Consider the following 23,650-nt stretch of genomic DNA (forward strand, 5'->3'; position numbering starts at 1 on the left):
CCGGCCGGGCAGGGTCAGCGCCCACCGCCGGCCAGGTTGTCGGCGACGATCGCGACGGCCTCGGCCAGCTCGGCGTCGGTCTTCGGCAAGGCCGGCAGTTGCGCCAGTTGGGCGCGGCGCGCGGCTTCGTTCAAGGACAGCGGCGCGGTCGATCGGGCGAGTTGCAGCCGCTGCAGCCAGTGCTGGTAATCCGGGTCCTGCGCGCTGCGCTGCTGGTGGGCCTGCGTCAGCCGGGCGAGATCGGCGCGCGCGGGCGGCGATCGGAAGCCTTTGTAGGCCACGATCGCCGGGGTCGGCGTGCGCTTGGGTTCGATCGGCGGCGCCTGGGTCAGGACCAGGTCGGGGGTCACCCCGACCGCGTCCAGCGGTTTGCCGGTGATCCGGTACACGTGGGCGATGGTCAGTTTGACCTGGCCGAAACGCGGCGGTTTGTCGTTATTCGGCCAACGGTCCAGATCGACCATGTTCTGGACCGTGCCGCGGCCGAAGCTGCGCTCGCCGATCACCAGGCCGCGGCCGTGGTCCTGGATCGCCGCGGCGAAGATTTCCGAGGCCGCCGAGGAGCGGTAATTGATCAGCACCGCCATCGGCGCGTTCCAGACCGCGCCGACGGCCTTGTCCATGACCGACACGCGACCACCGCTCTCGCGCACCTGGAACACCGCGCCGGCGTCGGCGAACAGGCCGATCATCGGCTCGAGTTCGCTCAACGCGCCGCCGCCGTTGTCGCGCAAATCGACCAGCACCGCATCGGCCTTGGCCTCGCGCAGTTCCTGCAGCATCCGCCGCACGTCGCGGCTGATCGACGCGTAATCGTCCTGCTTGCGCCGTTGCGCGTCGAAATCGACGTAGAAACTGCCGGGCACGATCACCCCGATGCGCTTGCCCGCGACCTCGATCACGCGAGACACCGCGCGTTCGTCGACCTTGGCGCGGCTCAGCTCGACCGTGCGGGCGCTCTCGCCCGGCAGCGCCAGACGCGGCACTACCTGGACGCGCACCACGCTGCCGGGCGCGCCGCGCAGACGCTGGACCACCGCCTCGAGTTCCAGGCCGGCCACATCGTCCATCGCACCGTCGCGGCCCTCGCCCACGGCCAGCAAGCGATCGCCTTCGCGCAGGCCGGCGCGATCGGCCGGACCGTTGCCGGTCACCTCGTACAGGCCGATCGCAGCGCCATCGCGCTTCAAGGCCAATCCCACGCCGACCTGGCCGGCTGCGTTTGGCGGCGCCGGCGCCGGCGCCGGCGGATCAGGGGAAAAATAGTCGTTGCCCGGACCGATGGCGACCGCCAGCGTACTGATGATCGCTTCGACCACCGCAGCCGCGGACACGGCACGCGCCTGCTGCACGCGGCTCGCGTAGCTGCGCTCGAGGGCGCGCCGGATCTGTTCGGGCGTGTGGCCCTCCAGCTTCAACGCCAGCGCCTGGCTCTTGAGCCGCGTCCCCCACAGCGATTGCAGCGCCGATTCGTCGGTCGCCCGCGCGGCAGCGCCGCGATCGGGATTCCACACTTCGTCGCCATCGAACCTCATCGGCTGCGCAAGCACGCCGCGCACATAGGCCAGGCACGCATCCTTGCGTGTCAGCGCCAGCGCGCGCATGGCCAGGAAGGGGGTGAGGTCCTTGCTGGTGATCGCCTTGTCGAGGCCGTTGCGATAACGCTCCAATCCACGCACATCGGCCTGACTGAGGTACAGATGCTCCGGGTCGAGATAGTTCAGCCAGGCGTCGAACAACTCGCCGGACAGACGATCGTCCAACTTGCGCGCGTCGTAGGCGTAACGCGGATCGGTCAGCAACCCCCGGCTCAGCTGCAGCGCGGTGATCCTGTCTTGCTCCGCTGCGTCCGTGGACGGCGCATCGGCCGCGAACGCGGAACCGGCACAGCACGACGCCACGAGCGCCAGGCCCGCAATCAACCGTTTCATCGAAGCATTCCCCCTGGGTTCCCTGGGGGAATGATAGCCGCCACGCGCGGCCGGCAACGGCCTCAGGCGACCGCGAAACCCGCGTCGATCGCCTGCCGGTCGGCGTGGTACGACGAGCGTACCAGCGGGCCCGAGGCGACGTGGGTGAAGCCCAGCGACATGCCGTAGACCTCGAGTTCCTTGAACTCTTCCGGCGTCCAGTAACGCAGCACCGGGTGGTGGTGCGGGGTCGGCTGCAAGTACTGGCCGATGGTGATCATGTCGACATCGTGCGCGCGCAAATCGCGCAAGGTGGCCTGCACCTGCTCCATGGTCTCGCCCAGGCCGAGCATGATCCCGGACTTGGTCGCCACGTGCGGATGCTGGGCCTTGAACTTCTGCAGCAGGGTCAGCGACCACTGATAGTCGGCGCCCGGGCGCACGTTGGTGTATAGGTCCGGCACGGTCTCGACGTTGTGGTTGAACACGTCCGGCGGATTGGTGTTGAGGATCTCCAGCGCGCGTTCCATGCGGCCCTTGCCGCGGAAGTCCGGGGTCAGCACTTCGATCTTGGTGCGCGGGCTCTGCTCGCGCACCGCGGCGATGCAGTCGACGAAATGCTGGGCGCCGCCGTCGCGCAGGTCGTCGCGGTCGACGCTGGTGATGACCACGTACTTCAGGCCCATGTCGGCGACGGTGCGGGCCAGGTTGGCCGGTTCGTTCGCGTCCGGCGGCTTGGGCCGGCCGTGGGCGACATCGCAGAACGAGCAGCGGCGGGTGCAGACCTCGCCGAGGATCATGAAGGTCGCGGTGCCGTGGCTGAAGCACTCGTGGATGTTCGGGCAGCTGGCTTCTTCGCAGACCGTGACCAGGCGGTTTTCGCGCAGCTTGGCCTTGAGCGCGGCGACCGAGTTGCCCGACGGAATGCGCACCCGGATCCACGACGGCTTGCGCAGCACCGGCACGTCGGCGAACTGCACCGGCGAGCGGCTGATCTTGTCGCCGCCGAGCTGCTTGGCCCCGGGCGTCATCGTGGTCGACTCCAGCACCGCCGGCGCGAGCACTTCGGGCGCACTGCCGCTGACGATCGTAAGCGGGATGGACTTGGAGGCGGGGGTGGTCATGGCGTTGCTCAGCTCTTGTCGTTTAGCTCCCTCTCCCGCTACGCGGGAGAGGGTTGGGGTGAGGGCGGGTAGCTGCCTGCGTTGCCGCGGCGGCTGGCGGATCGGCGCGCCCTCATCCGCCCTTCGGGCACCTTCTCTCGCAAGCGGGAGAAGGAAGATCAAGCACTCCTCCCGCTTGCGGGAGAGGGGAAATCACTGCTCATCCCGCAAGCGGGATAAGGCATTTAAAAGCTCAACGGCTCCGCGTCCTCGACCGTCAGACCGAACTGCCGCGCGAGCTGCGCGACCAGCACCGGCTTGACCTGCTCCATGCCCGAGGGGCCGCCCAAGTCTAGCACCGAGGTCACCTGCAGCCCCTGATACCCGCAGGGATTGATGCGCTGGTACGGCGACAGGTCCATGGCGATATTGAAGGCCAGGCCGTGGAAGGTGCAGCCGCGGCGGACCCGGATGCCCAGCGCCATAACCTTGGCCCCGGCCACGTACACGCCCGGAGCGCCGTCGCGGCGCGCGCCTTCGATGTTCCACTCGGCCAGGGTGTCGATCACCGCCTGCTCGATCCGGTCGACGTACTCGCGCACCCCGAGCTTGAGCCGGCGCAGGTCCAGCAGCGGGTACAGCACGATCTGGCCGGGGCCGTGGTAGGTGACCTGGCCGCCGCGATCGACGTGGATCACCGGGATGTCGCCCGGCATCAGCACGTGTTCGTCCTTGCCGGCCTGGCCCAGGGTGAACACCGGGTCGTGCTCGACCAGCCACAGCTCGTCGGGCGTGTCCGCGCCGCGCGCGTCGGTGAACGCCTGCATCGCGCGCCATACCGGTTCGTAGGGCTGGCGGCCCAGGTCGCGCAGCTGCGCGCGCGGCGGCGCGCTTTCGCCACCGAACACGGCGGCGACGGCGTCGATCACAGTGTCCACTTCACTTCCGGGTGCTCGCGCAGGACCTGATGGGCGAGGTCGTACTGCGCGCGGTTCTCGGCGCGGAAGCTCAACTTGACCGAGACGAACTTGCCGGTCGAGGAGTGCTTCCACTGGATGGTTTCGGTTTCCACGCTGATCCCGGCGCCGAGCAGCAGGCGCGGCAATTCGTGCTCCAGGCCCGCATCGGCCGCGCCCATCGCGCTGAGTTCGAAGGTGCCGGGAAACTGGAAGCCGTGGTCGGGGTTGTCGGAATGAATGTCCATGGCGGCCATTATGGGTCCGGGGCCGGGGCAACCCAAGCGCAGCGGTGGGACGGCGGTGTGCCGGAGGTGGAACGGCGCCGCACCTGGCCGGCCTGCGCTGCGATCGGCCAGGCAACCGCCAGATCCGGCATGGCGCGGGTCGTGAGGCTCCCGCAATCCACGTGGATGCGGCCGTGTACGAACGCCGACGCGTATTCGTTGCAACGCCGTCGCGGGCACGGCCGCGGTGCGCTACCGCCGTCCATGCCGGCTCGGGCATGATCGGACAAACCCCTCTGAACCGTATGAGCACACGCAAGGATGAGCGATCGCCTGCTGCTGGTCCTCGACCTCGACGAAACCTTGATCCACGCCAGCGAGATCGAGCTCGATCGACCCGCCGATTTTCGCGTACTGCGCTATCACGTCTACCGCCGCCCGCACCTGCAGCGCTTCATCGACTACGCACTGGCGAACTTCGAGGTCGGGGTGTGGACCTCGTCGGGAAAGCGCTATGCCGCGGCGGTGGTCGAAGCGCTGTTCCCGCCGAGGTCGCTGCGCTTCGTGTGGTCCAGCGAGCGCTGCTCGATCACTCGCGACTGGGCCACCGGCGAGTACAAGAACCGCAAACGCCTGAACAAACTCAAGCGGCACGGTTACCGCCTGGAACGCATGCTGGCGATCGACGACACGCCGTCCAAGCACTCGTACAACTACGGCAACCTGGTGTGCGTGCGCGAGTACCTGGGCGAGGACGAGCACGACGATGAGTTGCTGCAGCTGATGGCGTATCTGGATCGCCTGGCGGCCGAGCCGAACATGCGCACGATCGAGAAGCGGCGCTGGCGGGAGAAGGTGATGGCGGATGCGGCGCAAGGCGGGCCGGTGCGCGGCGATGGCCTGGAATGAAGTTGCTGCAACCACCCATTCGACTACCCAAGCATGTGCAAAAGCTTGAAGTCTTTTGTGGGAGGGGCTTCAGCCCCGACGCTCTTGACTCAGATCGCCGAACGCTTTCGCTATCGGAACGAAAAGCGTCGGGGCTGAAGCCCTCCCACAAAACACCTCCAACAAAAGTTCTCGAACCAAGGTTCTCGCGGCCGCCTCGCTTTGCATTGCCTGCAATCGATTCCGATACAACACCGACCTCCGGGCCATGACCTGCCCCGCCCCGCGCAGCCGTTCTCAACAGGTGAGCGGCCACTGCGATCTAATAGCAGCAACACACCACCGCTAGAACTGGCCCCGTCGCGCGCGCGGCCGCGCGCTCCCCCGGAGATCCCCCGATGCCGCCCAGCCAATCCGTCGCCCTGCCCCTGCGCGGCCAGTTCCGCAGCCTGTACACCCAGCTCAAGCGCACCCACGTGCTCGAACGCACACCGGTGATCTTCTGCGAAGGCGATTCGTGGTTCTCCACGCCGCTGGCGATGAACCTGCTCGACTGGATCGTCTCCCCGGCGCCCGAGGACGAAGCACGCGGCGTGCCCTTGCTCGGCAACGGCGGCCTGTTCTTCCGCGCCGAACACAGCGGCGACCACGCCTCGCGCAATCCCGACGATCCCAAACGCTCGATGTTCGTGCGCGACAACATCGACGACATCATCGGTTGGTACAAGCAGTTCGACTTCGACCTGATCGTGCTCAGCGCCGGTGGCAACGACTTCGTCGACAGCTTCCTCAAGAAGACCTTCGCCGGCCAACAGAATCTGTCCGCCGACGCCGGCTTCCAGCGCGTGCTCGACACCGGCAAGTACGAACAGGTCAAACAGGCTTATGCGCTGTTCCTGCAGGCGGCGCTCGCGGCCAAGCCGAACATCCCGATCCTGGCCCACACCTACGACCATCCGCTGCTGATCGGCCGCTCGGGCGCGTTGACCCCGGGCAACATCGGCGTCGCGGCCCTGCTCAAGAAAAGCGTGGGCCCGTGGATCGGCCCGCACATCGACGCGATCGTCAATGCCGACCCGGCCAAGACAGCGGACGAACGCCGCCGTTTCGTGCGCTTGTTGATCGACGGTTTCGAAAAGAATGTGCTGCGCGAACTCAAGCACGACCCGCGCTTCGCCGGCCGCTTCGATTACGTCGACCTGCGCGGCACGCTGACGTCGGAAAGCCAGTGGTTCGACGAAATGCATCCAACCGAAGCCGGTTTCCACGCGTTGGCGAGCAAGTTCCGCGCGGCGATCATCGGCAAGTTGCCGGCGGCGAAGCGGTAGCGCTTGCGGATGGGTGTCGGTGGGCTCGAACTGGTGCCGCTTTCGCCTGCGTGAGTCGCGATCTCATGCCCCTGTAGGAGCGGCGTGAGCCGCGACCGCGCTGTCTCGACAACATCGAGGCTGACGCCGTAGTTGTGTTTTCGCGGTCGCGGCTTACGCCGCTCCTACAGGCAGGCCATACGGCTTTCGCGTGAAGTCTTGTAGTTCATCCAGCGCTGCGAGGCATGTAACTCGCGAGAACAAAAGTACACCCGGAGGGCGGCGCACATGGATGTGCGCCGTGCGCCACCGGGACAGGATGTCCCGTGTGGCGCATGCCTGCGTCTGCTCCGATCGCGTGGGCACTTGATCCACAAAAAAGCGTTTTTCTTTGGTTACCTTTCTTTTGTCGCTTTTGACAAAAGAAAGTGACCCGCCGCTTTAGTGGCGGAAGCTTTTGATCCTGCTGGCAGCTCCTAAAAGGCTTCAAAGCTCTGAAGCCTTGAAGCTTTAGAGCCTTTGAAGCCGAAGGCAAGATCAATAGCTTTCGTCCGCAAGCGGCCGAGTTACTTTCTTTTGTCTAAAGCGACAAAAGAAAGGTAACCAAAGAAAAACGCTTTTTCTTGAATCAAGTGCCCGCAAGTGCGGTGCTTCCGCAGGCATGCGCCACACGGGACATCCATGTCCCGGTGGCGCACGGCGTGCATCCTGCACGCCGCCCTCTGGGTGTGCTGTTGCTAACGCGAGTTAGAGAATTCGCAGCGCTGGATGGATTGCGCGACTTCGAGCTCAAAGCCAGAGCAGAGCTGGAACTGGAACTGGACTGAAGCCATGTCACCACAACGGAAACAAAAAAGGCCGGCAAACGCCGGCCTTTTTCATGTTGCGGTGAGCTGCGAAGCGGACTTACTCCGACTCCCACCACATCCAGAACTCATCCCACAGACGCTTGAAGAAACCGCCCTCTTCGACCGCCGCCATCGCCACCAGCGGACGCTGCGCGATCACCTTGCCGTCGAGCATGACCTTGACCGTACCGATCGCCTGGCCCTTCTTGATCGGCGCGACCAAGCTCTTGGGCACGTCCATGCTCGGCTTGAGCTGCGGGTACTTGCCGCGCGGCACCGTCACCAGCAGCGGCTCGGCGACGCCGAGCTGGATTTGCGCGGTCTGGCCCTTCCACACCTTCTGCTGGGCGATCACCTTGCTGGTGTCGTACAACTTGTGGGTTTCGTAGAAGCGGAAACCCCAGTTGAGCAACGCCTGGCTGTCGGTGGCGCGCTGGGCTTCGGAGGTCGAACCCATCACCACCGAGATCAGGCGCTGATCGCCGCGCAGGGCCGAGGCCATCAGGCAGTAACCGGCCTTGGAGTGGTGACCGGTCTTGATGCCGTCGACGGTGTTGTCGCGCCACAGCAGCAGGTTGCGGTTGGGCTGGGTGATCGGCCCGACTTTGAGTTCCTTGATCTTGTTGTACGAGTACGCGACCGGGAAATCGTGGATCAGCGCGCGGCCCAGCAGGGCCAGATCGTGCGCGGTGGAGTAGTGATTCTCCTGCGACAGGCCGTGCGGGTTCATGAAGTGCGAGTTCTTCAGGCCGATGCGCGCGGCGTACTGGTTCATCAGCGCGGCGAAGGCGTCTTCGCTGCCGGCGACGTGCTCGGCCAGGGCGATCGCGGCGTCGTTGCCGGACTGCACCACCATGCCTTTTTCCATCTCCACCAGCGGCGCGGTCTGGTTGACCGCGAAACCCGAGTAGCTGCCGTCGGTGGCCGCGCCGCCCTTGCGCCAGGCGTTCTCGGTCATCATCACCTGGTCGGTGTCCTTGACCTTGCCGCCCTTGAGTTCGGCGGCGATCACGTAGCTGGTCATGACCTTGGTGATGCTGGCCGGCTCGACCCGCTGGTCCGGGTTGTGGCTGGCCAGGATGTTGCCGCTGGCCGCGTCGATCAGCACCCAGGCGGTGCCCTGGATCTGCGGCGGCGGCGGAACCGGCAGCGAATCGCTGGCCGGCGGCAGCGCCGCGGCCGGCGTGGCCGCGGCCGGCGCGGCGGCGGCGGGCTTGGCGGCCGGGGTCTGCGCCGAGGCGAAACCGGCCCCGAGCGTTACCAGGAATGCCGAAGTCAGCGCGGCGAAGGCGGCGGCGCGCGAGGTGGAGCGAAGGGTCATCGTTGAACTACTCCGGAGGCCGGTAGCGTACCGGCCGAGGGTGTGTGGGGTTCCGGCGTCGGCGTCCTGGCGTCCACCGCGGATAGGGGCCGGACCGGGCGTTCCATCCCCAGTCCGCGAAGTCGTGCATCGTGCCTGAGATGGACGATGCTTGCAGCCGCCTGGCAGGCCGGGCGGCCGCTGCAGTTCAGTCGCGCACGCGTTGCGGCTGGCCGAATCCCAGACCGACGATACGGGCGGCGAGTTCCGGCGCGGCATCGGCCTGCAACGGGCCGACCCGCAGACGCCAGACTTTCTGGCCGTTGGCGGCGTTGCCGTCGAGCAGCTTGGCGGTGCCGATGCCGGCGCCGCGCAGCATGGTCAGGGCGCGGTCGGCGTTGCTGCGCGCGGAGAAGCTGGCGACCTGCAAGGTCACGTCACCGGCGCTGGGCGTGGCGGCGGCGACCACCGCGGCGGCCTTGGCCGGGCTCGGCGGCGGCGGCGCGGCCGGCGGCGCCGGCAACGCGGTCGCGCCGGCGGCGGCCACGGCGGTCGCGGGCGATGGCTTGCCGGCCTTCTTCGCGGCTTTTTCGGCCGCGGCCAGGGCCTTGGCCTGTTCTTTCTGCTGCTTGGCCATGGCGCGCTGCTCGGCCCGGCTCAACGGCTTCGGCGGCGCGAGGGCCACGCCCTTGCCGGTCGCGACGCGAACCTGACGGGTCTTCATCCAGGCGTCGAACTCGTCGGCGCTCATCGACTTGCCGTTCTGCATCATGTCGAAGCGGTAGTCGCCCGAGGCCGATGCGACCGCGCCGGCCGGCTTGGATGCGGTCGTGGCCGCGGTCTTGACCTCGGCGGCCGGGGCCGCGGTTACCGCAGCCGGCTTGCCGGTGGCGACGGTGGTTTTGACTGGCGCCGCCACCGGCGCGGGCTTGCCGGTCGCCACGCGCACGCCCGGCGGCAATTCGCCGGCGTTCGCGCTGGCGATCGGCATCGCCGAAACCAGACGGTCGATCGCCGACGGCGACGCCGGCTTGGCGGCGACCGCGACCGGCTGCGGCGGGTTGTTGGCCGCGCTGGCGTACAGCGGCGGCGGCGCCTCGCCCGGATGCAGCGCGCGCACCTCGACCCGGCCGGTGCCGCGCTGGGTGATGCCCAGCTTGACCGCGGCGGCGTAGCTCAAGTCGATCACCCGGCCGTCGTGGAACGGGCCGCGGTCGTTGACCCGCACCGTCACCGACTTGCCGTTGTCGATATTGGTGACCCGGGCGAAGCTCGGCAGCGGCAAGGACTTATGCGCGGCGGTGAAGGCGTACATGTCGTACACCTCCAGGTTGGAGGTACGCCGGCCGTGGAATTTCTGGCCGTAGTACGAGGCCGTGCCGGTCTCGACGTAATCGTCGTGCGAGTCGAGCACCTTGTAGGTCTTGCCCAGCACCACGTACGGCGAGCGGTTGCCGAACTGCGAGCGCGCCTCGGCGACCACTTCGGGTTCGGGGATCGCATCGACGTCGGGGATGTAATCGGGCGTGGTGTCGTTGACGCCCGGCGCGTACAGGCCGCCGGCCTTGTAGTTGCCGCGCTTGCTCAGGTCTTCCTGCGCCGGCGCATACGGCGATTTCTTGCGCCCGCCGTGCGAGGACGACGACGGCAGGCCGGCGCTGTGGACATGGCCGCGGTCGGGCAGCGCGAGCGCCTGGGAACCGGATTTCTTGGGAGAGCTGGCGCAGGCCGCGAGGACCAGCGGCAGCGCGGCGACGACCAGCCGCCCGATCGCGTTCGCGATCGGCAGCCGTTTCGGGCCGGCCCCGCTCATGCCCGCGGTGCCTGGGGTTCGACCGTCGGGGCCGGCGCGACCGCCGGGCTGGAAGCGTTCACGGGTGCGGCCAAGGGATTCTCCCGTCCGGCGATCGCCTCAGCCAGCTGGTACACCGCCATGCCGTAATGCTTGGAGATGTTGTAGCGGGTGATCGCGTAGAAGTTGCGGAAACCGAGCCAGTATTCGGGACCGTTCACACCATCGAGATTGAGCAGCGTCGCGGTCTCCGCCGGCGCCACCGGGGTCAGCGGGCGATAGCCGCGCGCGGCCAGATCGCTGAGCGAATACACCGGGTCCATGTTGTCGGGCACGAAGTCCAGCGCGGTGGCGTCGCGATTGGCGCGCGCGACCACCGGGCCGCCGCGCACCCAGCCGCCCTTCTTGACGAAGTAGTTGGCGACCGAGAAGAAGACGTCGTCCAGATCGGTGAACAGATCGCGCTTGCCGTCGCCGTCGCCGTCCACCGCGAACTCGCGGTAGCTCGACGGCATGAACTGGCCCCAGCCCATCGCGCCGGCGTAGCTGCCGGTCAGGGTGGTGATGTCGATCTTTTCTTCCTTGCCCAGCGCGAACAACTGGCCGAGCTCGCCGCGGAAGAACGCCTCGCGGCGGTTTTCGCGATCGAGCTTGGCCGGATCGCCGGTGCGCGGATAGGCGAACGCCAGCGTGTACAGCGCATCGACCACGCTGTACTTGCCGGTGTTCTTGCCGAAGCTGGTTTCCACCCCGACGATCGCGACGATGATCTCGGCCGGCACCCCGGTCTGCGCCTGCACGCGATCGAGCTGCGCACGGTGCTCGGCCAGGAACGCCTTGCCGCCGTCGATGCGGGCCTGGGTGATGAAGATCGGGCGGTAATCGCGCCACGGCTTGGCCTCGGCCGGCCGCGACATCGCCGCGACGATGCCGTCCTTGATCTGCGCCTTGGCCAGCACCGATTCGATATAGGCCGGGTCGATGCCGTACTGGCTGGCGGTATCGCGCACGAACTGCGCGCGCGCCTGCTCGATCGGCATCTGCACCACCGGCGGCGGCAGCGCGGGCGTGCCGACCACCGCGGTGGCGGGCTTGACCGGCGGCGGCAACGCGGGCGTCGCGGCGGCGGCCTGGGCCGTGGCAATAGGGGAGACGGAAGGCGTCTGCGTAGCGCAGGCGGCCAACGCGATCGTGAGTGCGCCGAACAGGGCGCAACGGGCGGTGTGGCGTCGGGTCATTGGCGCGAGGGTAGCACGCGGGCCCGTGGTAAAAAAACCTTGGGTTTGCGTGACTTAACCGATTTTGTTCACGTCAGGTTGTCGAATTGAAAGCGGCCGGGAGGTGCCTTGCCGATGCCTGGCCTTGACCGTGAAACATGAATAGCGGGCCGGCTCGGCCGTGGCGCAACCGGGGCAGCGAGGCGAACGGTCGCCCGCTGGCGACGCCCCGGCCCTCAACGCCGCTCGAAGAACGAGGCCTGCAGAAACCGCATCCCCGCCAGGATCTGCGCCACCCGCTGCGGCGACAACACCCCGATGTGCTCGCCCAGGCGCGCCTTGTACAGCGACGACACCTGCGAGACCACCACCACGCTGCGCTTGGCCAGCCCGCCCTCGCCCGCGTCCAGCGCCACATTGCCCGGTTCGCTGGCGCGCGCCGGGTTCGAACTGAGCGCGCAGACCACCACCGTGCCGATGCGCGAATGGTTGAACACGTCGTCCTGCACCACGACATGCGGATGCGCGACCCCGGGAATCGATCCGCGCGACGGGTCCGGCTCGATCCAGAACACATCGCCCTGGTTCACGACCCTGGAGAGCACCCGATGATTGGCTTGATCGTCTCGGTCCATGGTTACGTCGAATGTGAGAGATAAGCGGCGCCCCGGTATACGCCAACGCGATGAAGGCGATCTCGCGCATGCGGGATCTGCGTTGCCGAAAATCCGACCCGTAGATAGATCGCCCCGGGTTCGCTCGCAGGCTCTTCGGTTTCCAGTTGCAGCGCGTTGGCACTTGCATACGCCTGAATCCGCGCGACATAGGCTCGCGGCTTGCGGCACCAAAAACTCAGCGATTCGTTCAACTCGCCCTGCCCCAGCGGCGGTTCGAGCCGTTGTTCGTAAATCACTCGGCCTTGGATGCGGTTGCGATGCGGCATGGGGAATCCGGCGATCGCACGACTCAAGGGACGGTAGAAATCGTCGGAGCGCTCGGACGACTTCACCCAGGCGCCGCCCAGTTTCATGTACCAGCACTGGGTACAGATCGGACCGGACGCGTCCGGCCTCGCCAGACAATCGGCGGCCCGACTCCAGGCCGTCAAGTTCCTGCTGCGCCGGGCGCTATCGTCGACCAAGGTCTGTGCATCGACGACTTTACCGCCGCACAGCGGACATGCCTGTGCGGTTTCACCCAGGGCCACGCGCGAGCACAACGACGAAGCCAGCAAAGCCAGGCCGCTTACGAACTGCCGTCGATCCATGCCCACGACTCCTCGGGATTGCCGCCCCACCTTACGATCGTCGCACGACGCTCACGACTTCCCCGCCTGCGCCAGATGGTAGGCCACCAGCGCATTGGCATGGCCGTGGCCCATCTGATGCGCGGTCTTGAGATGCTCGACCATCTCCATGTGCTTGTCGCCGTTCAATGCGCCGAGCACGCCCAGCCAATGCGCGATGGGCTGGCCGTACTTCTTTTCGATCGAAGGGAAATACGAAGCCGGGCCCTTCACTTTTGCGTCGTCGCTCATTTCGTTGGTTTCCATGCCGAAGCCGATCAAGGCAGACAATCTAGCGCAAAGATCGCGGCTCCAGCGTCGCGCCGCCAACGACCTGATGGGCATTGCCGATCGTCAGATGCAAGGCCGGCGAAGGCACGCGCGGCAGCCCCAGTTCCTCGCGGATACTCAGGGCCTGCGCGCACGACACCGGGCACCACGCGAAACCTTCGGTTTCGCATACCACCGGGTCGTAGTCGAACTCGACCGTCGCGCCGTCCAACCGCTTCCAGGCCGCGGCATTCGGCGGGACTTCGCCGCGGATCACCGAGATATGCGGGCCCCACAGCGGACTTTGCAGCGCGCGCGTGCGGCGATGGCCGAGCAGGAACTGATGGCGCAGATAACGTCCGAGTTCGGGATCGCAATCGACGATCAGCCACCACCAGGTGCTGCCGCCGTCGCGCCGCGTGTGGCCGGCGCCGGGACCGAGTTCGGGGCTGTAGCGAAGCACGCCGGTGGAACGCAGCAACGAGGGGCGCGGCATGGAAGATCGTCCTTGACGGGGGGCGGCGCGAACGTCACCGCGGGGACGCGTGGATCGCGGCTCGGCGAGCGAACCTACTCAAAGCGAACACGTTGCCTTGAGCAACATCTCCTGCGCCGACCCGCGCTCGACCGGCCGGAACACGGTGCTCGGATTGCGCGCCGACCCAAGCAGTTTGCCCTTCCCGCCCAGCTCGCTATAGGACTGGATATCGACCGCAAGGAATTCCTTCTTGCCGCAGCGAAAGCGCATCAGCGACGTCGAGGAATTCTCGCCGCCCGGCCCGGTGACGAGGTTGTCGACCACGGTATTGACCTGGGTGAACTGCGGCCCCTTGTACAGCGAATCGCGGTTGAGATAGACCACGACACCGTGATTGTTGGTATACGCCTTGATCAACTTGCTGCCGGCCTGCTTCGGCTCGACCGCGATCGCGCCGCCGCTCAGCATTCCCAGCAACGCCATGGCCATCGCTGCCGTCATGACTCGCTTCATGATCCTGCCCCTGTCAGATCGTCAGCGCCAAGAATAAACGCGGCCGGCCCATGTGTATGCATCGGCGCGACCCCGTCGGAGCCGACTCGGCAACCCGTCGAAACGCGCACCCGATGGGCGCTACCCCACTTCGGCCGTCCCGCCGTCGTGCTCGCGCAACCGTTGAGCGAATTGGCGAAGATGCGGCCGCACGTCCTGCAAGGCATCGTCCAGCAACGCCGCCAGACGCGGCGACTTCAACGCTCGCAGACACTCCAAGGCCGACATCCGCGCCCACTGCTGGTTGTCGTCGACGCGATGCCATTCGCCGCAGGCCAACGCTTCCGCCGCCGGCACGCCGAGCGCGGCCAGCGAACGGACCGCGCGACGGCGCACGTACTCGTCTTCATCGCCGGCCAGGGCCAGCAACAAGGTCTCGACTTCGTCGTTGCGGGTCAATTGCCCTAATTCGACCGCCAACTGCCAACGCGCGTCGGTCTCGCCGTGTACGAGTGCGATGCGCGTGAGCCACGGCAGCGCATCGGGATAGCGCTTGCGGAGTTCGCGGGCCAAGTAGCGGGCATCGTTGTCGCGGGCGATCGCATACAGGACCCGGTCGACATCCTCTGCAGATGCTGTTCGCTCCGGGCATCCGGCAAGCCAGGCCAGAACGGCCTCATACCAGGCCGACCATCCCTCGTACACGCATTCCCACTGACCGTCGCGCGCCGCCAGGCCGGTGGCCCAATCGCGAAATCGCCGGGTTTCCGACTTCAAGTCATGCATCGCGATGGTCCATCGAATCTTCGGCCACGACCATCACTCATCCGCTCGTGGCGGTCGCACACGGGTCAGGCAATCGCGGCCCGAGGCGCCGAACTGGCGATAATTGGCGCGCGCCTGCGTCAGACTCGACGCGCCATTGGGGCCGCCGCGTACTTCGTCGGCGGTGTCGTCGTCCTGGCCGTCGTCCTCCCAGCCGCAGACCGGGCAGATTTCGTATCCGCCACGTTCGCCGAGGGTTTTGCGGCCGCAACAGGGGCAATGCAAAAGCGAGCCTTGCGGGTCCAAAGTCATGCCAGCGGCCTGCTTTCGGCGATGAATCGAGTCGTCATGAAGCCGCTTTCAGCTCCGCCGCGCTGCAATAATCGCGCGGCTTTTTCTGATCGAGCCGGCGACCAAAACCAAGGAACAGCGCGCGACTGACCCATACGTCGAGCAACTGCGCGTTGCGCAGATTGAACAGCAGCTGCACATACTGCCCTTCGGCTTGGTCGTGCTCGGAACCGGGATCGTAGAACGTCATGCCGATGTAGTACGGCAGCCGCTCCTCCGTGTGATACCACGACCCGCGTATCGCGATATCGCGGCGCTCGCGCGTGCGGATCAATCGGGTCACGCACTCGGGCACTGCGTAGGAGTGTGCGCCGATGGTCAGCTTCAATCGCGGCGGAGCGTCGCCGCGCACGCGAAAATCCACCGTCGCCGGGCCGAACGTCGCTGGTACGTCCGGCAGACGACCGTCGGGCGCGAGCTTGAGTATTCGATCCTCATGCGCGTACGAGGCGCCGGCGGTCGCCCACAGCAACACGAGCGGCAGAAGAGGACGCAAGAGCGGGCGCATGCGGATCGGCATGGGCCAACTGTATCGCGGCGCGGGCGAAATGGAATATGAGCAGGCGCGGCGCCGACACTCCGGCCCCACCCCCCGCTCATCACACCGACCTGTGCGCAATGCGCACAGCTGCTGTGCGCGCAACCCTCTAAGCGATCCGACCGAAGCTGCGCATCATGGCCGCCACCCCATCCCGACAGGCCCACCGCATGCGAATTTCCACCTTCCTCGGACTTGCCACGCTTTCGATCGCCGGCATCGGCGCGGCCGATGCCGCGACTACGCCAAGCGAACCGCACCCGACCATCCGCGCCATCGCGGGCGCCGCCCCCGTCTCGAAGCTGCAGGCCAGCAAGACGGCGCTGCTGGTGATCGACTTCCAGAACGAATACTTCGCCGGCGGGCGCATGCCCCTCCCCGACGGCGACGCCGCGCTGCGGCAAACCCGTCGCCTGCTGGAATTCGCCGACCGCCATCGCATCGCGGTCGTTCACGTCCAGCACGTCCTGCCCGCCGGCGCGCCGCTGTTCGCCGACGGCGGCAACACGGTGAAGTTCCACGCGGCGATGCAGCCCCGCCGCGGCGAGCCGGTCGTGCGGAAGGATACGGTCAGCGTGTTCGCCGGCGCCTCGGCCGGCGCGATCGAGCAGGCGTTGAAGGGCGCCGGTGCCGACACCTTGATCATCGCCGGCCTGCAGACCCATGCCTGCGTGGCCGGCGCGGCGCGCGACGCGGCCGCCAAGGGCTACAAAGTCGTCGTCGCCTCCGACGCCAGCGCCACCCGCGACCTGGCGCTGCGCGACGGCACGCGAATCGACCATAAGCAGCTGCACGCGTCGGCGCTGGCCGAAATCGAAGACACCTTCGGCGATGTCATGACCACCGACCGGATCATCGCCCTGCCGGTCGACTGATACCCTTGACCCGGACCACGGCATCGGCGCCCCGCCGATGCCGTCCGCCTGGAGCCAAGTGATGGATCAGTTGTCAGCCATGCGCGCCTATCGCAGCATCGTCGAATCCGGCAGTTTCACCCAGGCCGCCGAGCGCCTCGGCACCACCCACACCTCGATCTCCCGCCTGCTCGGGCAATTGGAAAAGCACCTGGGCGTGCGCCTGCTCAACCGCAACAGCCGCAGCCTCACCACCACCGAGGCCGGCGCGCACTACTACCGCGATTGCATCGACATCCTCGAACGCATGGACGCCGCGCAACAACGCCTCAAGTACGACCCGTCGCTGCCGTCGGGCGTGTTGCGCCTGAGCCTGCCGCATGCGGTCGGCGCGCTCGAACTGGGGCAGTGGTTGCCGGGCTTCGCGCAACGCCATCCGCAAATCCACCTGGATATCTCCTGCGACGATCGCATCGTCGATCTGGTCAAGGGCGGTTTCAACATGGCCATCCGCATCTCCGGCCCGCTGGCCGACAGCAGCCTGGTCGCGCGCGAACTCGCGGTGTCCGACCGGGTGCTGGTGGCCGCGCCGCAGTACATCGCGCATCACGGCCTGCCGCGCACCACCGGCGACTTCCAGAACCATCAACTGCTGGCCTATGCCGGCGACGGCCCGACCCTGCAACTGACCTCGCACCGCGGCGAAGTGGCGTCGGTGAAAACCGGCGACCGGCTGCGGCTGGACTCGATCCTGTCGCTGCATGCCGCGGCGATGGCCGGACAGGGCATCGCCGCATTGACCTACTTGACCGTCCACCAGGATCTCGCCGCCGGCCGCCTGCTGCGCCTGCTGCCGCAGCACCACGCCGGCCAGCGCCACTACTTCGCGATCTACCCGCACGCACGTCAGCTGACGCCCAAGGTGCGCGCCTTCACCGAGTTCATGCGCGCGCATTACGCGGCGGCGCGGCAAGGCGATAGCGCAAACTAGATCGATCGACTTCGACGGCGGGGCAGAAGCGCCATCAAGCCTGCCTCGCACCGCTATCCACCATCGGAAAGGACACCAGATGCGAATCGCATGGATGACAGGCCTGCTTGTGCTCAGTGGCTGCGTGCTGCACGTTTCCGAGAAGAACATCGTCCAGGCGAAACCCGGAGCGGCGATCGAATCGGGCACCAGCGCCGACGGCGCGTGGACCATCCAGGCGCTGTCGCTGTCGGTCGAACCCGGCGTGGCGCTGCGAGGCGCGATCTTTCAACGGCCCGGGTCGGTCGCGACCGTGCTGTATTTCGGCGGCAACGGCTTCGTCCTCAGCAAGCATTACCGGTACGTGCTGCGGATCTACAAGGACCTGCCCGTCGATGTCGTGGCCTTCGATCATCGCGGTTACGGCGGCAGCACCGGCCTTGCGTCGCTGGACGCGATGATGGCCGATGCGCCGTTGCTTTACGACTACACCCGGGCACTGCCGACGGTCGCGGCGAAGCCGCTGATCGTTCACGGGCATTCGCTGGGCAGTTTCGTCGCCGGCGAAGTCGCCAGGCAGCGCGCGCTCGACGGATTGGTGCTGGAGTCGTCGGCGACCTCGGCGGAAACGTGGGCGAGCGGTTTCGCCGATGCCTCGCTCTGGGTCCGCAAAGGCGTGGTGGATGCCAGCCTCGCGGGCCGCGGCAACCTGAGCGTGATGGCGACGCTGGACGAACCCGTCCTCATCGTGTCGGGCGCGGACGACACGACCACGCGGCCCGCGATGGCGAAAGCGCTGTTCGAGGCCGCGGCCGTTGCCGATAACCGCAAGGTCCTGCTTGTGGTCCCGGGCCATGGCCATATGGACGCATCGCTGAGCACCGACTATGTCGAGGCGTTCGATCGGCTGTACTTGACCGATGCACGCCGAGCCGGCCCGAAGAACTAGCGCAACCGTGCGGACGGGCGAGACCGCGTTGTCGGTCGAAGCGATCCGTCGCAGTGCGCCGGCAACCGCTATCGACGGCCCTCGGCCGCCGACGTTGCTCCGCGCGCCTTGAGCCATGCAACCAGCTCGCCGTACTCGCCCTCCTCGGCCGCGTCGAGCGGCGTCATGGGTTCCCACGGCGCCCACCAATTCACGTCGGCGCCGCGGTCGAGCAGATACTGCGCCGCATCGCGCTGGCCGCCGTGGCAAGCACTCCAGAACGCCCCGTCGAGCACATCCTGCGGCGGCGCGGGCACGGCGTCGACCATCGCCCTCACCCGATCCATCAACCCGAGCGTCGCCGCATCCGCCAGCGTGATCCGTGCGCCGCGTTCGACCAGCCGATGCGCGGCGCGCCACTGTTTGAACGCGGTCGCATCGGCGAGCGGCGGGCCACCGCCGATCACCGCACCCGCCGCATCGATATCCGCGCCGGCGTCAAGCAACGCGTCGAGCACCGCCACGTCGTCGCAGCTCGCCGCCCAGTGCAACGGGGTTTCCCGATGCGCGCCAACGAACCGGGCATTCACATCGGAGCCGGCCGCCACCAGAACCTTCACGGTCTGCGCACCATTCGGGTAGTGCCCCGGCCAGTCGGTGACGATGTGCAGCAGCGTGCGTTGCGATCCGTTGGGATCGCCGGCGGCGATCGTGCAAGTGGCGAGGTCGGGATGCGTCGTCAACAACCGCTGCAACGTTTCCAGATCGCCGGCCTGGATCGCATCGACGACAGCGGCAGCGATTGAGTTCTCCGCACTGATCGTATTCATCGCTCGTCCCCGTTCATTGCCCGCAGGCGCAAAGGCATCGGCCGGCCCGGCCGGTCAGACGTGTTGATCGAGCATGATCACGTTGCCATCGGGATCGGACAGGACGATATGCGCCGGTCCTTTGCTGTCCGGGTCGGCACGAGTCGCGATATCGACGCCCTGCGCATCGAGCGATTTCTGCACGTCCCGCACATCCGTGAACGAGGCCAGCGGGCTTGCGCTTTGATCCCAACCGGGATTGAAGGTGAGGATGTTCTTGTCGAACATTCCGCGAAATAGGCCGATCACGGTCGAACCGTTGCGCAGGATCAGCCATCCCTGCGCCTGATCGCCGGCCATCGGCGAAAAGCCGAGCTTCTCGTAGAACGATCGCGACGCCTCGATGTCCTTCACCGTCAGGCTCACAGAGAATGCGCCGAGTTCCATAAGTCACCTTTCAGGTAGTGAAGTGCCGTGAAGCGCCGTGTGTCGGCTTGTTCGCGGCCGCCGACATGAGCAAACCATCCTGGCGATCACTGTGCCGATCCGCTTTCGCCCAATCAATCCCAGGCGGTTGCGTTCCCGGGAAACCCGGGCCGCTGAACCCGCACCACGCAGAACCGCTGCCCGGTCGGCGCCTGCATCACCACCCAGCGCTCCAGCCGATCCACCACGCGCGCACCGAGCGCCTCCAGCCGCGCCACCTCCGCGGGAATGTCGTCGGTTTCGATATCGATATGGACCCGGCTGTCGTGCTCGACCTTCTGGATCTGCACGATCGGCTCGTCCGGCGGCGTTTCCAGCATGCGGTAGTTGCCGCGGGTTCCCGGATGATCGGGATCGATCGGCCGGCCCAGTGCGTCGGCCCAGAACCGGGCAGCCTGATCGATGTCCGGCGTGTTGCAATCGATCAACAGCGCACAAAGACGGGAGTGGTGCATGGCGAACTCCTTGAGCGGGGGGCGCGAACGAACGTTGCGAGGCGGGAAACAGCATCGAGAAGCCGGTGTTGTCAACGCGTGCAGTGCGATCCACGATTTCGCCTCGCGTTGCGCTTTTGCGCCTGCCGCGCCACGTCGGCGGCGCGCCGTGGAACCCGCCGTTACCCCGCGCCCTGCTCCGGCGCAGCGGGCGCAAGGTTGCGCACCGGTGCCCACTCAATGACGACGTACAACGCGTGGTACACCTCCTGCCCTCGAACCCACGCCAGACCGGTGCCGCCGCGCAAGGGGTAATGGCTTGACTGGGGACTTTGGAAGGTCCATAGCGCCGCCCCGGGCTCCTGCCTGGACAGGAACCACTCGCGTTTTTCCTGCCAGGTGTAGGCATTGTGGTTGACCTTGTCGCGGCCGCCCCGGGCGAGCCCCAGCGTCAGCATGTGTTCGATGTGCTGGGCCATGTCGGCAAGATCCGCGCGCTCCAGCAACCAGTCCGCCGGCATCACCGAGCGCCCCTCGCGCTCCAGCCAGGCCGCTTCGATGCTTCTGCAGTCCGGGCAGAACAACACGTCCTGCTCCTCATCGACCCAGCCGATGCGGTACGACGACACCCAGCCGGACTTGGCGAAAGGGAAATCGACTTGCTGCGCGGCTTCGAAGTAGCTCTCGTCCGCCGGTGCCGGGCGCACGGTGATGCGCTCGGATTGCAGCGCGGTTGCGTGCAACGGGCATATCTGCAGAAGCCGAAGCAAGTGCGTGGAGGACACGACGAACTCGGGATGCTCGGTCACGAAACGCGCCCACTCGCGCTCCTGCCACCATTGAAGCCGCCCCATGCCGGCGCGCCTGATGTATTTCTCGTAGCGATCGTTGCCGACGAACTCGCGCAATCGAACCAGCAACGTTTGTTCCCATTGTGAATCCATGCATTTCTCCCCGAGCCCGCTTCACCGTCGCATCAAGCCGCCGGGAACCGGCGGCTGCGCACCTCGACCAGAAATTCGGCCCCGATCGCAACGCCCGATGCCGACCCGATCACCGAGTCGATCCCTCGGCAAGCGGGGCCAGAGTACACTTTCCAAAACGCACTTCGCCGCCCGTTTTCGCCATCGGCAATCCACATCGGCAGACGCGAATCCGCCTGGCACCTTACCTACGGACGACCCTTCCCATGGCAGTGACTGGCAACGTTTTGATAAGGCCCTTGGGCGGCCTGGCCGATACCGCGAGCGTGCTGGGCCAAGTGCTTGGCGGCTTGAGGTTCGAACAGGATTTCTCTGGAAAGTTCGAGGAATTTCCCGCCTACACGGCCGAGCACGATGGCGTGCTGTATGCGTTGCTCGGCCCACCGGCGCCCGAGCACGATTTCAGGGACGACAAAAGCAACGACTTCTTTCAGCTTTTGCTCGAATCCGAGGATGACGGCGATCCGGACTGCGAGCTCAGCGACATTTCAGATGCGCTGATTTTGAAGATCAACGCCGACGGGCGCTTGATGTCTTCATGATGGCCGGCGGCCTGCAGGGGGCGCGGCGGCCTTATTGAAACCGGGTCCGACCCGGTTTCAGGGAACGATCAACCTCGTCCGCCCAGCAACCCATCGTCGGCGAACACGATTTGCGCGAAACGCTGCCCCATCACCCGATGCGTCGCCGCATCCGGATGCAGATCGTCGGGCAGAGGCAGGGACGCGCCGTCGGCCTCGCCATACAGGCGACGGCCGTCGAGATAAAACAGATTCGGGTCGGCCGCCGCGCGCCGGTCGACGATCGCACGCAGTTCGCCGCGGATGGCGTTGAGCGTCAATTTGCCGGCCGCGCGCTCGGCCGGATCGCCGGTGGCACGAAACCGCACTTCGCCGCGTCGCAGCGCATCGATATCGAACGCACCCGGACCCGGCGTGTCCTCGTGGATGGGGCACGCAATCGGCGAGACGATCAACAGCGGCGTGGCCGGATGCCCGTCGCGGATCGTATCGATGAAGCCATGCACCGCGGGCGCGAACGCGCGCATCCGCATCGCGTCCATGTTCACCAGGTTGATGCCGATCTTCAGGCTGATGGCATCGGCCGGTCGATCGCGGATCGTGCGCGCGACGAACGGATCGAGCAGCGCGCTGCCGCCCAGGCCGAGATTGACCAGATCCACGTCCGCCAACGACGCGGCCACCGCCGGCCACGTCCCGGTCGGGCTCGCCGCGTTCGAGCCCTGGCTGATCGAGCTGCCGTAATGCAGCCATTGCATGCGCCCCTCGCGCGCGACCGCGGTCACCGGCGCGTTGGCACGCAGCGCGCGCAGCCGCGTGGTCTCGTTATGCGGCAGCCACAGGTCGATGCGCTTGATCCCTTCGGGCAGCCCGTCGAAGCGGATCGGCTCGGCCGGCACCGACTCGCTGCGCGTCTGCCCCGTGACCATGTCCACCGTCGTCAATTCGCCTCCGCGCACCGACGCCTGCGCGAACAGCGCGCCGTCCACCACCAGGTCGAAGACCCCAACAGGACGCGGCGGCAAACCGGCGAAGTTGCGGCGCATGGGCCACGCGTCCAGCTCGACGATCGTCGCGGCCGTGTGGAACGACAGCCGGCCGCCGGCGGGTTGCGCTTCGACCATCGCCAGTTGCGGGTCCGGGCATTGGCCGCGGGCCCAGGTGGGCAGACGGTGAGGCTGCAGGCCTTGGTCGGTGGGCTCCAGATCGAGCAGGCCGTGGATGAGGTCGGCAGTGAGCGGGATCGTCAGCATCGCGAAAGCTTAGGGGGATTGCACAGCCACGCAAAGTTCGTGGCGAGCGGCCCTGCTTTTCCTGCGCGCTGTTTTTTTGGGGCCACGCACATTCCCGCTTGCTTCGAACCCGGAGTCGGAACGAACGTTCCTGGAACCAGGCAATCAACCTGACCGTCCAGGCAACCGCCAAGCACGGTTACGCCGCCCCCTGCGTTTCCTCGCCGCGGCATTGCTGCGCGGCCACCCAACGCAGGCAATGCGTGGGCGGAACGCCTTGCCCGGGGTTGTAAAACATAAGCCGTCCTCCGAGCGCCATGCGTCTTATGCGAGCCTGGCATACAGGCCGAACACGGCGCAGACGGCGCGATCTGCTTGGAAGAACGCGCCGGCTTCTGCCTTGGTCAGCGCCCACCTTCGCATGCACCAAGTCGGTGCATGCGAAGGCCGCGGCGCTGCTCCCGAACACCGCGACGCTGCTTCGGAATACCGATTCGGTATTCCCATAAGCCGTTTCGGTCTTGCGGAAGACGAATTTCGCGCTCGCGAATACCAGCGCGGCATTCCGGAAGCCCGTCGCGGGCTTCCGGAATCTCTTTTCGGCATTACAAAAGACCGGCGCGGGATTCGCATGCACCACGCTGGTGCTCCGGAAAGACTCGACCGGATTGCGGAACACCGATTCGGCCTTCACGAAAGCCGAATC

General features: G+C 66.7%; 26 protein-coding genes and 1 pseudogene. 6 read left to right on the top strand and 21 right to left on the bottom strand.

Translation table 11 applies throughout. The features are described 5' to 3' along the window. Positions 1-14: 14 nt before the first annotated feature. From KME82_RS21790 to KME82_RS21805, 4 genes are all read right to left on the bottom strand, one after another. Positions 15-1,931, bottom strand: coding sequence for a S41 family peptidase (locus KME82_RS21790; protein ID WP_215495869.1), 1,917 nt, complete (start codon positions 1,929-1,931; stop codon positions 15-17). 62 nt (positions 1,932-1,993) lie between these two features. After that, positions 1,994-3,034: a lipoyl synthase gene (gene lipA, locus KME82_RS21795; protein WP_215495870.1), complete on the bottom strand. Its 1,041-nt coding sequence runs from the start codon at positions 3,032-3,034 to the stop codon at positions 1,994-1,996. A gap of 224 nt (positions 3,035-3,258) precedes the next feature. Continuing rightward, on the bottom strand, positions 3,259-3,939 hold the full coding sequence (gene lipB / locus KME82_RS21800) for a lipoyl(octanoyl) transferase LipB (RefSeq protein WP_430538861.1): 681 nt from the start codon (positions 3,937-3,939) through the stop codon (positions 3,259-3,261). Continuing rightward, positions 3,939-4,217, bottom strand: a complete 279-nt coding sequence (locus tag KME82_RS21805; RefSeq protein ID WP_215495871.1) for a DUF493 family protein — start codon at positions 4,215-4,217, stop codon at positions 3,939-3,941. Before KME82_RS21805 ends, lipB begins: the two co-directional genes overlap by 1 nt. Before the next feature lie 300 nt (positions 4,218-4,517). Between KME82_RS21805 and KME82_RS21810 the strand changes: the two genes are divergently transcribed. Next, positions 4,518-5,105, top strand: coding sequence for an HAD family hydrolase (locus KME82_RS21810; RefSeq protein ID WP_215495872.1), 588 nt, complete (start codon positions 4,518-4,520; stop codon positions 5,103-5,105). Between the two features lie 377 nt (positions 5,106-5,482). After that, on the top strand, positions 5,483-6,412 hold the full coding sequence (locus tag KME82_RS21815) for a hypothetical protein (RefSeq protein ID WP_215495873.1): 930 nt from the start codon (positions 5,483-5,485) through the stop codon (positions 6,410-6,412). Between the two features lie 885 nt (positions 6,413-7,297). On the opposite strand, the gene KME82_RS21820 is transcribed toward KME82_RS21815, so the two are convergent. The 11 genes and pseudogenes from KME82_RS21820 to KME82_RS21870 all read right to left on the bottom strand — a co-directional run bounded on the left by KME82_RS21820 (position 7,298) and on the right by KME82_RS21870 (position 15,709). Beyond that, positions 7,298-8,560 carry a D-alanyl-D-alanine carboxypeptidase family protein gene (locus KME82_RS21820; RefSeq protein WP_215495874.1) on the bottom strand — a complete coding sequence of 421 codons (1,263 nt, stop codon included), beginning with the start codon at positions 8,558-8,560 and terminating at the stop codon, positions 7,298-7,300. 187 nt (positions 8,561-8,747) lie between these two features. Further along, the gene (locus tag KME82_RS21825; protein WP_215495875.1) at positions 8,748-10,352 is read right to left on the bottom strand and encodes a septal ring lytic transglycosylase RlpA family protein; all 1,605 of its coding nucleotides are present in this window, start codon (positions 10,350-10,352) and stop codon (positions 8,748-8,750) included. Positions 10,353-10,420: 68 nt separating this feature from the next. Further along, positions 10,421-11,569, bottom strand: a pseudogene (gene mltB, locus KME82_RS21830) (lytic murein transglycosylase B); the annotation flags it as partial. Positions 11,570-11,784: 215 nt separating this feature from the next. After that, positions 11,785-12,183, bottom strand: a complete 399-nt coding sequence (locus tag KME82_RS21835) for a type II toxin-antitoxin system PemK/MazF family toxin (RefSeq protein WP_215495877.1) — start codon at positions 12,181-12,183, stop codon at positions 11,785-11,787. A 2-nt stretch (positions 12,184-12,185) separates the two neighbouring features. Further along, positions 12,186-12,815, bottom strand: coding sequence for a hypothetical protein (locus KME82_RS21840; RefSeq protein WP_215495878.1), 630 nt, complete (start codon positions 12,813-12,815; stop codon positions 12,186-12,188). 51 nt (positions 12,816-12,866) lie between these two features. After that, positions 12,867-13,085, bottom strand: a complete 219-nt coding sequence (locus KME82_RS21845) for a DUF4287 domain-containing protein (protein WP_215495879.1) — start codon at positions 13,083-13,085, stop codon at positions 12,867-12,869. A 40-nt stretch (positions 13,086-13,125) separates the two neighbouring features. Next, positions 13,126-13,599 (bottom strand): hypothetical protein, encoded by a 474-nt coding sequence (locus tag KME82_RS21850; RefSeq protein ID WP_215495880.1) that lies wholly within the window; start codon positions 13,597-13,599, stop codon positions 13,126-13,128. 78 nt (positions 13,600-13,677) lie between these two features. Beyond that, a complete protein-coding gene (locus KME82_RS21855; protein WP_215495881.1) occupies positions 13,678-14,082 on the bottom strand; it encodes a surface-adhesin E family protein in 405 nt (134 codons plus the stop codon). A 132-nt stretch (positions 14,083-14,214) separates the two neighbouring features. Continuing rightward, entirely contained in the window at positions 14,215-14,859 is a 645-nt protein-coding gene (locus KME82_RS21860) for a HEAT repeat domain-containing protein (RefSeq protein ID WP_215495882.1), read from the bottom strand. A gap of 33 nt (positions 14,860-14,892) precedes the next feature. Beyond that, positions 14,893-15,150, bottom strand: coding sequence for a CPCC family cysteine-rich protein (locus KME82_RS21865; RefSeq protein WP_215495883.1), 258 nt, complete (start codon positions 15,148-15,150; stop codon positions 14,893-14,895). Between the two features lie 34 nt (positions 15,151-15,184). Further along, positions 15,185-15,709, bottom strand: a complete 525-nt coding sequence (locus tag KME82_RS21870) for a hypothetical protein (RefSeq protein WP_215495884.1) — start codon at positions 15,707-15,709, stop codon at positions 15,185-15,187. A 188-nt stretch (positions 15,710-15,897) separates the two neighbouring features. Between KME82_RS21870 and KME82_RS21875 the strand changes: the two genes are divergently transcribed. From KME82_RS21875 to KME82_RS21885, 3 genes are all read left to right on the top strand, one after another. Beyond that, complete coding sequence (locus KME82_RS21875) at positions 15,898-16,602, top strand: cysteine hydrolase family protein (RefSeq protein WP_215495885.1); 705 nt, start codon at positions 15,898-15,900, stop codon at positions 16,600-16,602. 61 nt (positions 16,603-16,663) lie between these two features. Beyond that, on the top strand, positions 16,664-17,572 hold the full coding sequence (locus KME82_RS21880; RefSeq protein ID WP_215495886.1) for a LysR family transcriptional regulator: 909 nt from the start codon (positions 16,664-16,666) through the stop codon (positions 17,570-17,572). A 94-nt stretch (positions 17,573-17,666) separates the two neighbouring features. Beyond that, positions 17,667-18,500: an alpha/beta hydrolase gene (locus KME82_RS21885; RefSeq protein ID WP_215495887.1), complete on the top strand. Its 834-nt coding sequence runs from the start codon at positions 17,667-17,669 to the stop codon at positions 18,498-18,500. Between the two features lie 68 nt (positions 18,501-18,568). Here the strand turns inward: KME82_RS21885 and KME82_RS21890 are convergent, their stop codons facing one another. The 4 genes from KME82_RS21890 to KME82_RS21905 form a co-directional block, all read right to left on the bottom strand. Beyond that, complete coding sequence (locus KME82_RS21890; protein WP_215495888.1) at positions 18,569-19,309, bottom strand: ankyrin repeat domain-containing protein; 741 nt, start codon at positions 19,307-19,309, stop codon at positions 18,569-18,571. A 54-nt stretch (positions 19,310-19,363) separates the two neighbouring features. Further along, complete coding sequence (locus KME82_RS21895) at positions 19,364-19,735, bottom strand: VOC family protein (protein WP_215495889.1); 372 nt, start codon at positions 19,733-19,735, stop codon at positions 19,364-19,366. A gap of 113 nt (positions 19,736-19,848) precedes the next feature. Continuing rightward, on the bottom strand, positions 19,849-20,229 hold the full coding sequence (locus KME82_RS21900; protein WP_215495890.1) for a VOC family protein: 381 nt from the start codon (positions 20,227-20,229) through the stop codon (positions 19,849-19,851). Between the two features lie 161 nt (positions 20,230-20,390). Beyond that, positions 20,391-21,152: a hypothetical protein gene (locus KME82_RS21905; protein ID WP_215495891.1), complete on the bottom strand. Its 762-nt coding sequence runs from the start codon at positions 21,150-21,152 to the stop codon at positions 20,391-20,393. Positions 21,153-21,397: 245 nt separating this feature from the next. Here KME82_RS21905 and KME82_RS21910 point away from each other — a divergent pair, with 245 nt between their 5' ends. Then, positions 21,398-21,733: a hypothetical protein gene (locus tag KME82_RS21910; protein ID WP_215495892.1), complete on the top strand. Its 336-nt coding sequence runs from the start codon at positions 21,398-21,400 to the stop codon at positions 21,731-21,733. A 68-nt stretch (positions 21,734-21,801) separates the two neighbouring features. Here the strand turns inward: KME82_RS21910 and KME82_RS21915 are convergent, their stop codons facing one another. Together KME82_RS21915 and KME82_RS21920 are read right to left on the bottom strand one after the other, a co-directional pair. After that, entirely contained in the window at positions 21,802-22,965 is a 1,164-nt protein-coding gene (locus KME82_RS21915) for a GDSL-type esterase/lipase family protein (protein WP_215495893.1), read from the bottom strand. 178 nt (positions 22,966-23,143) lie between these two features. Beyond that, complete coding sequence (locus tag KME82_RS21920) at positions 23,144-23,638, bottom strand: hypothetical protein (protein WP_215495894.1); 495 nt, start codon at positions 23,636-23,638, stop codon at positions 23,144-23,146. Positions 23,639-23,650: the final 12 nt, after the last annotated feature.

The organism is Lysobacter capsici (assembly GCF_018732085.1).
GTDB lineage: Bacteria > Pseudomonadota > Gammaproteobacteria > Xanthomonadales > Xanthomonadaceae > Lysobacter > Lysobacter capsici_A.

Coding starts and splice junctions, on each gene's coding strand:
- KME82_RS21790 (WP_215495869.1), bottom strand. CDS start 1,931: ATGAAACGGTTGATTGCGGGCCTGGCGCTCGTGGCGTCGTGCTGTGCC.
- lipA (WP_215495870.1), bottom strand. CDS start 3,034: ATGACCACCCCCGCCTCCAAGTCCATCCCGCTTACGATCGTCAGCGGC.
- KME82_RS21805 (WP_215495871.1), bottom strand. CDS start 4,217: ATGGACATTCATTCCGACAACCCCGACCACGGCTTCCAGTTTCCCGGC.
- KME82_RS21810 (WP_215495872.1), top strand. CDS start 4,518: ATGAGCGATCGCCTGCTGCTGGTCCTCGACCTCGACGAAACCTTGATC.
- KME82_RS21815 (WP_215495873.1), top strand. CDS start 5,483: ATGCCGCCCAGCCAATCCGTCGCCCTGCCCCTGCGCGGCCAGTTCCGC.
- KME82_RS21820 (WP_215495874.1), bottom strand. CDS start 8,560: ATGACCCTTCGCTCCACCTCGCGCGCCGCCGCCTTCGCCGCGCTGACT.
- KME82_RS21825 (WP_215495875.1), bottom strand. CDS start 10,352: ATGAGCGGGGCCGGCCCGAAACGGCTGCCGATCGCGAACGCGATCGGG.
- KME82_RS21835 (WP_215495877.1), bottom strand. CDS start 12,183: ATGGACCGAGACGATCAAGCCAATCATCGGGTGCTCTCCAGGGTCGTG.
- KME82_RS21840 (WP_215495878.1), bottom strand. CDS start 12,815: ATGGATCGACGGCAGTTCGTAAGCGGCCTGGCTTTGCTGGCTTCGTCG.
- KME82_RS21845 (WP_215495879.1), bottom strand. CDS start 13,085: ATGAGCGACGACGCAAAAGTGAAGGGCCCGGCTTCGTATTTCCCTTCG.
- KME82_RS21850 (WP_215495880.1), bottom strand. CDS start 13,599: ATGCCGCGCCCCTCGTTGCTGCGTTCCACCGGCGTGCTTCGCTACAGC.
- KME82_RS21855 (WP_215495881.1), bottom strand. CDS start 14,082: ATGACGGCAGCGATGGCCATGGCGTTGCTGGGAATGCTGAGCGGCGGC.
- KME82_RS21860 (WP_215495882.1), bottom strand. CDS start 14,859: ATGCATGACTTGAAGTCGGAAACCCGGCGATTTCGCGATTGGGCCACC.
- KME82_RS21865 (WP_215495883.1), bottom strand. CDS start 15,150: ATGACTTTGGACCCGCAAGGCTCGCTTTTGCATTGCCCCTGTTGCGGC.
- KME82_RS21870 (WP_215495884.1), bottom strand. CDS start 15,709: ATGCCGATCCGCATGCGCCCGCTCTTGCGTCCTCTTCTGCCGCTCGTG.
- KME82_RS21875 (WP_215495885.1), top strand. CDS start 15,898: ATGCGAATTTCCACCTTCCTCGGACTTGCCACGCTTTCGATCGCCGGC.
- KME82_RS21880 (WP_215495886.1), top strand. CDS start 16,664: ATGGATCAGTTGTCAGCCATGCGCGCCTATCGCAGCATCGTCGAATCC.
- KME82_RS21885 (WP_215495887.1), top strand. CDS start 17,667: ATGACAGGCCTGCTTGTGCTCAGTGGCTGCGTGCTGCACGTTTCCGAG.
- KME82_RS21890 (WP_215495888.1), bottom strand. CDS start 19,309: ATGAATACGATCAGTGCGGAGAACTCAATCGCTGCCGCTGTCGTCGAT.
- KME82_RS21895 (WP_215495889.1), bottom strand. CDS start 19,735: ATGGAACTCGGCGCATTCTCTGTGAGCCTGACGGTGAAGGACATCGAG.
- KME82_RS21900 (WP_215495890.1), bottom strand. CDS start 20,229: ATGCACCACTCCCGTCTTTGTGCGCTGTTGATCGATTGCAACACGCCG.
- KME82_RS21905 (WP_215495891.1), bottom strand. CDS start 21,152: ATGGATTCACAATGGGAACAAACGTTGCTGGTTCGATTGCGCGAGTTC.
- KME82_RS21910 (WP_215495892.1), top strand. CDS start 21,398: ATGGCAGTGACTGGCAACGTTTTGATAAGGCCCTTGGGCGGCCTGGCC.
- KME82_RS21915 (WP_215495893.1), bottom strand. CDS start 22,965: ATGCTGACGATCCCGCTCACTGCCGACCTCATCCACGGCCTGCTCGAT.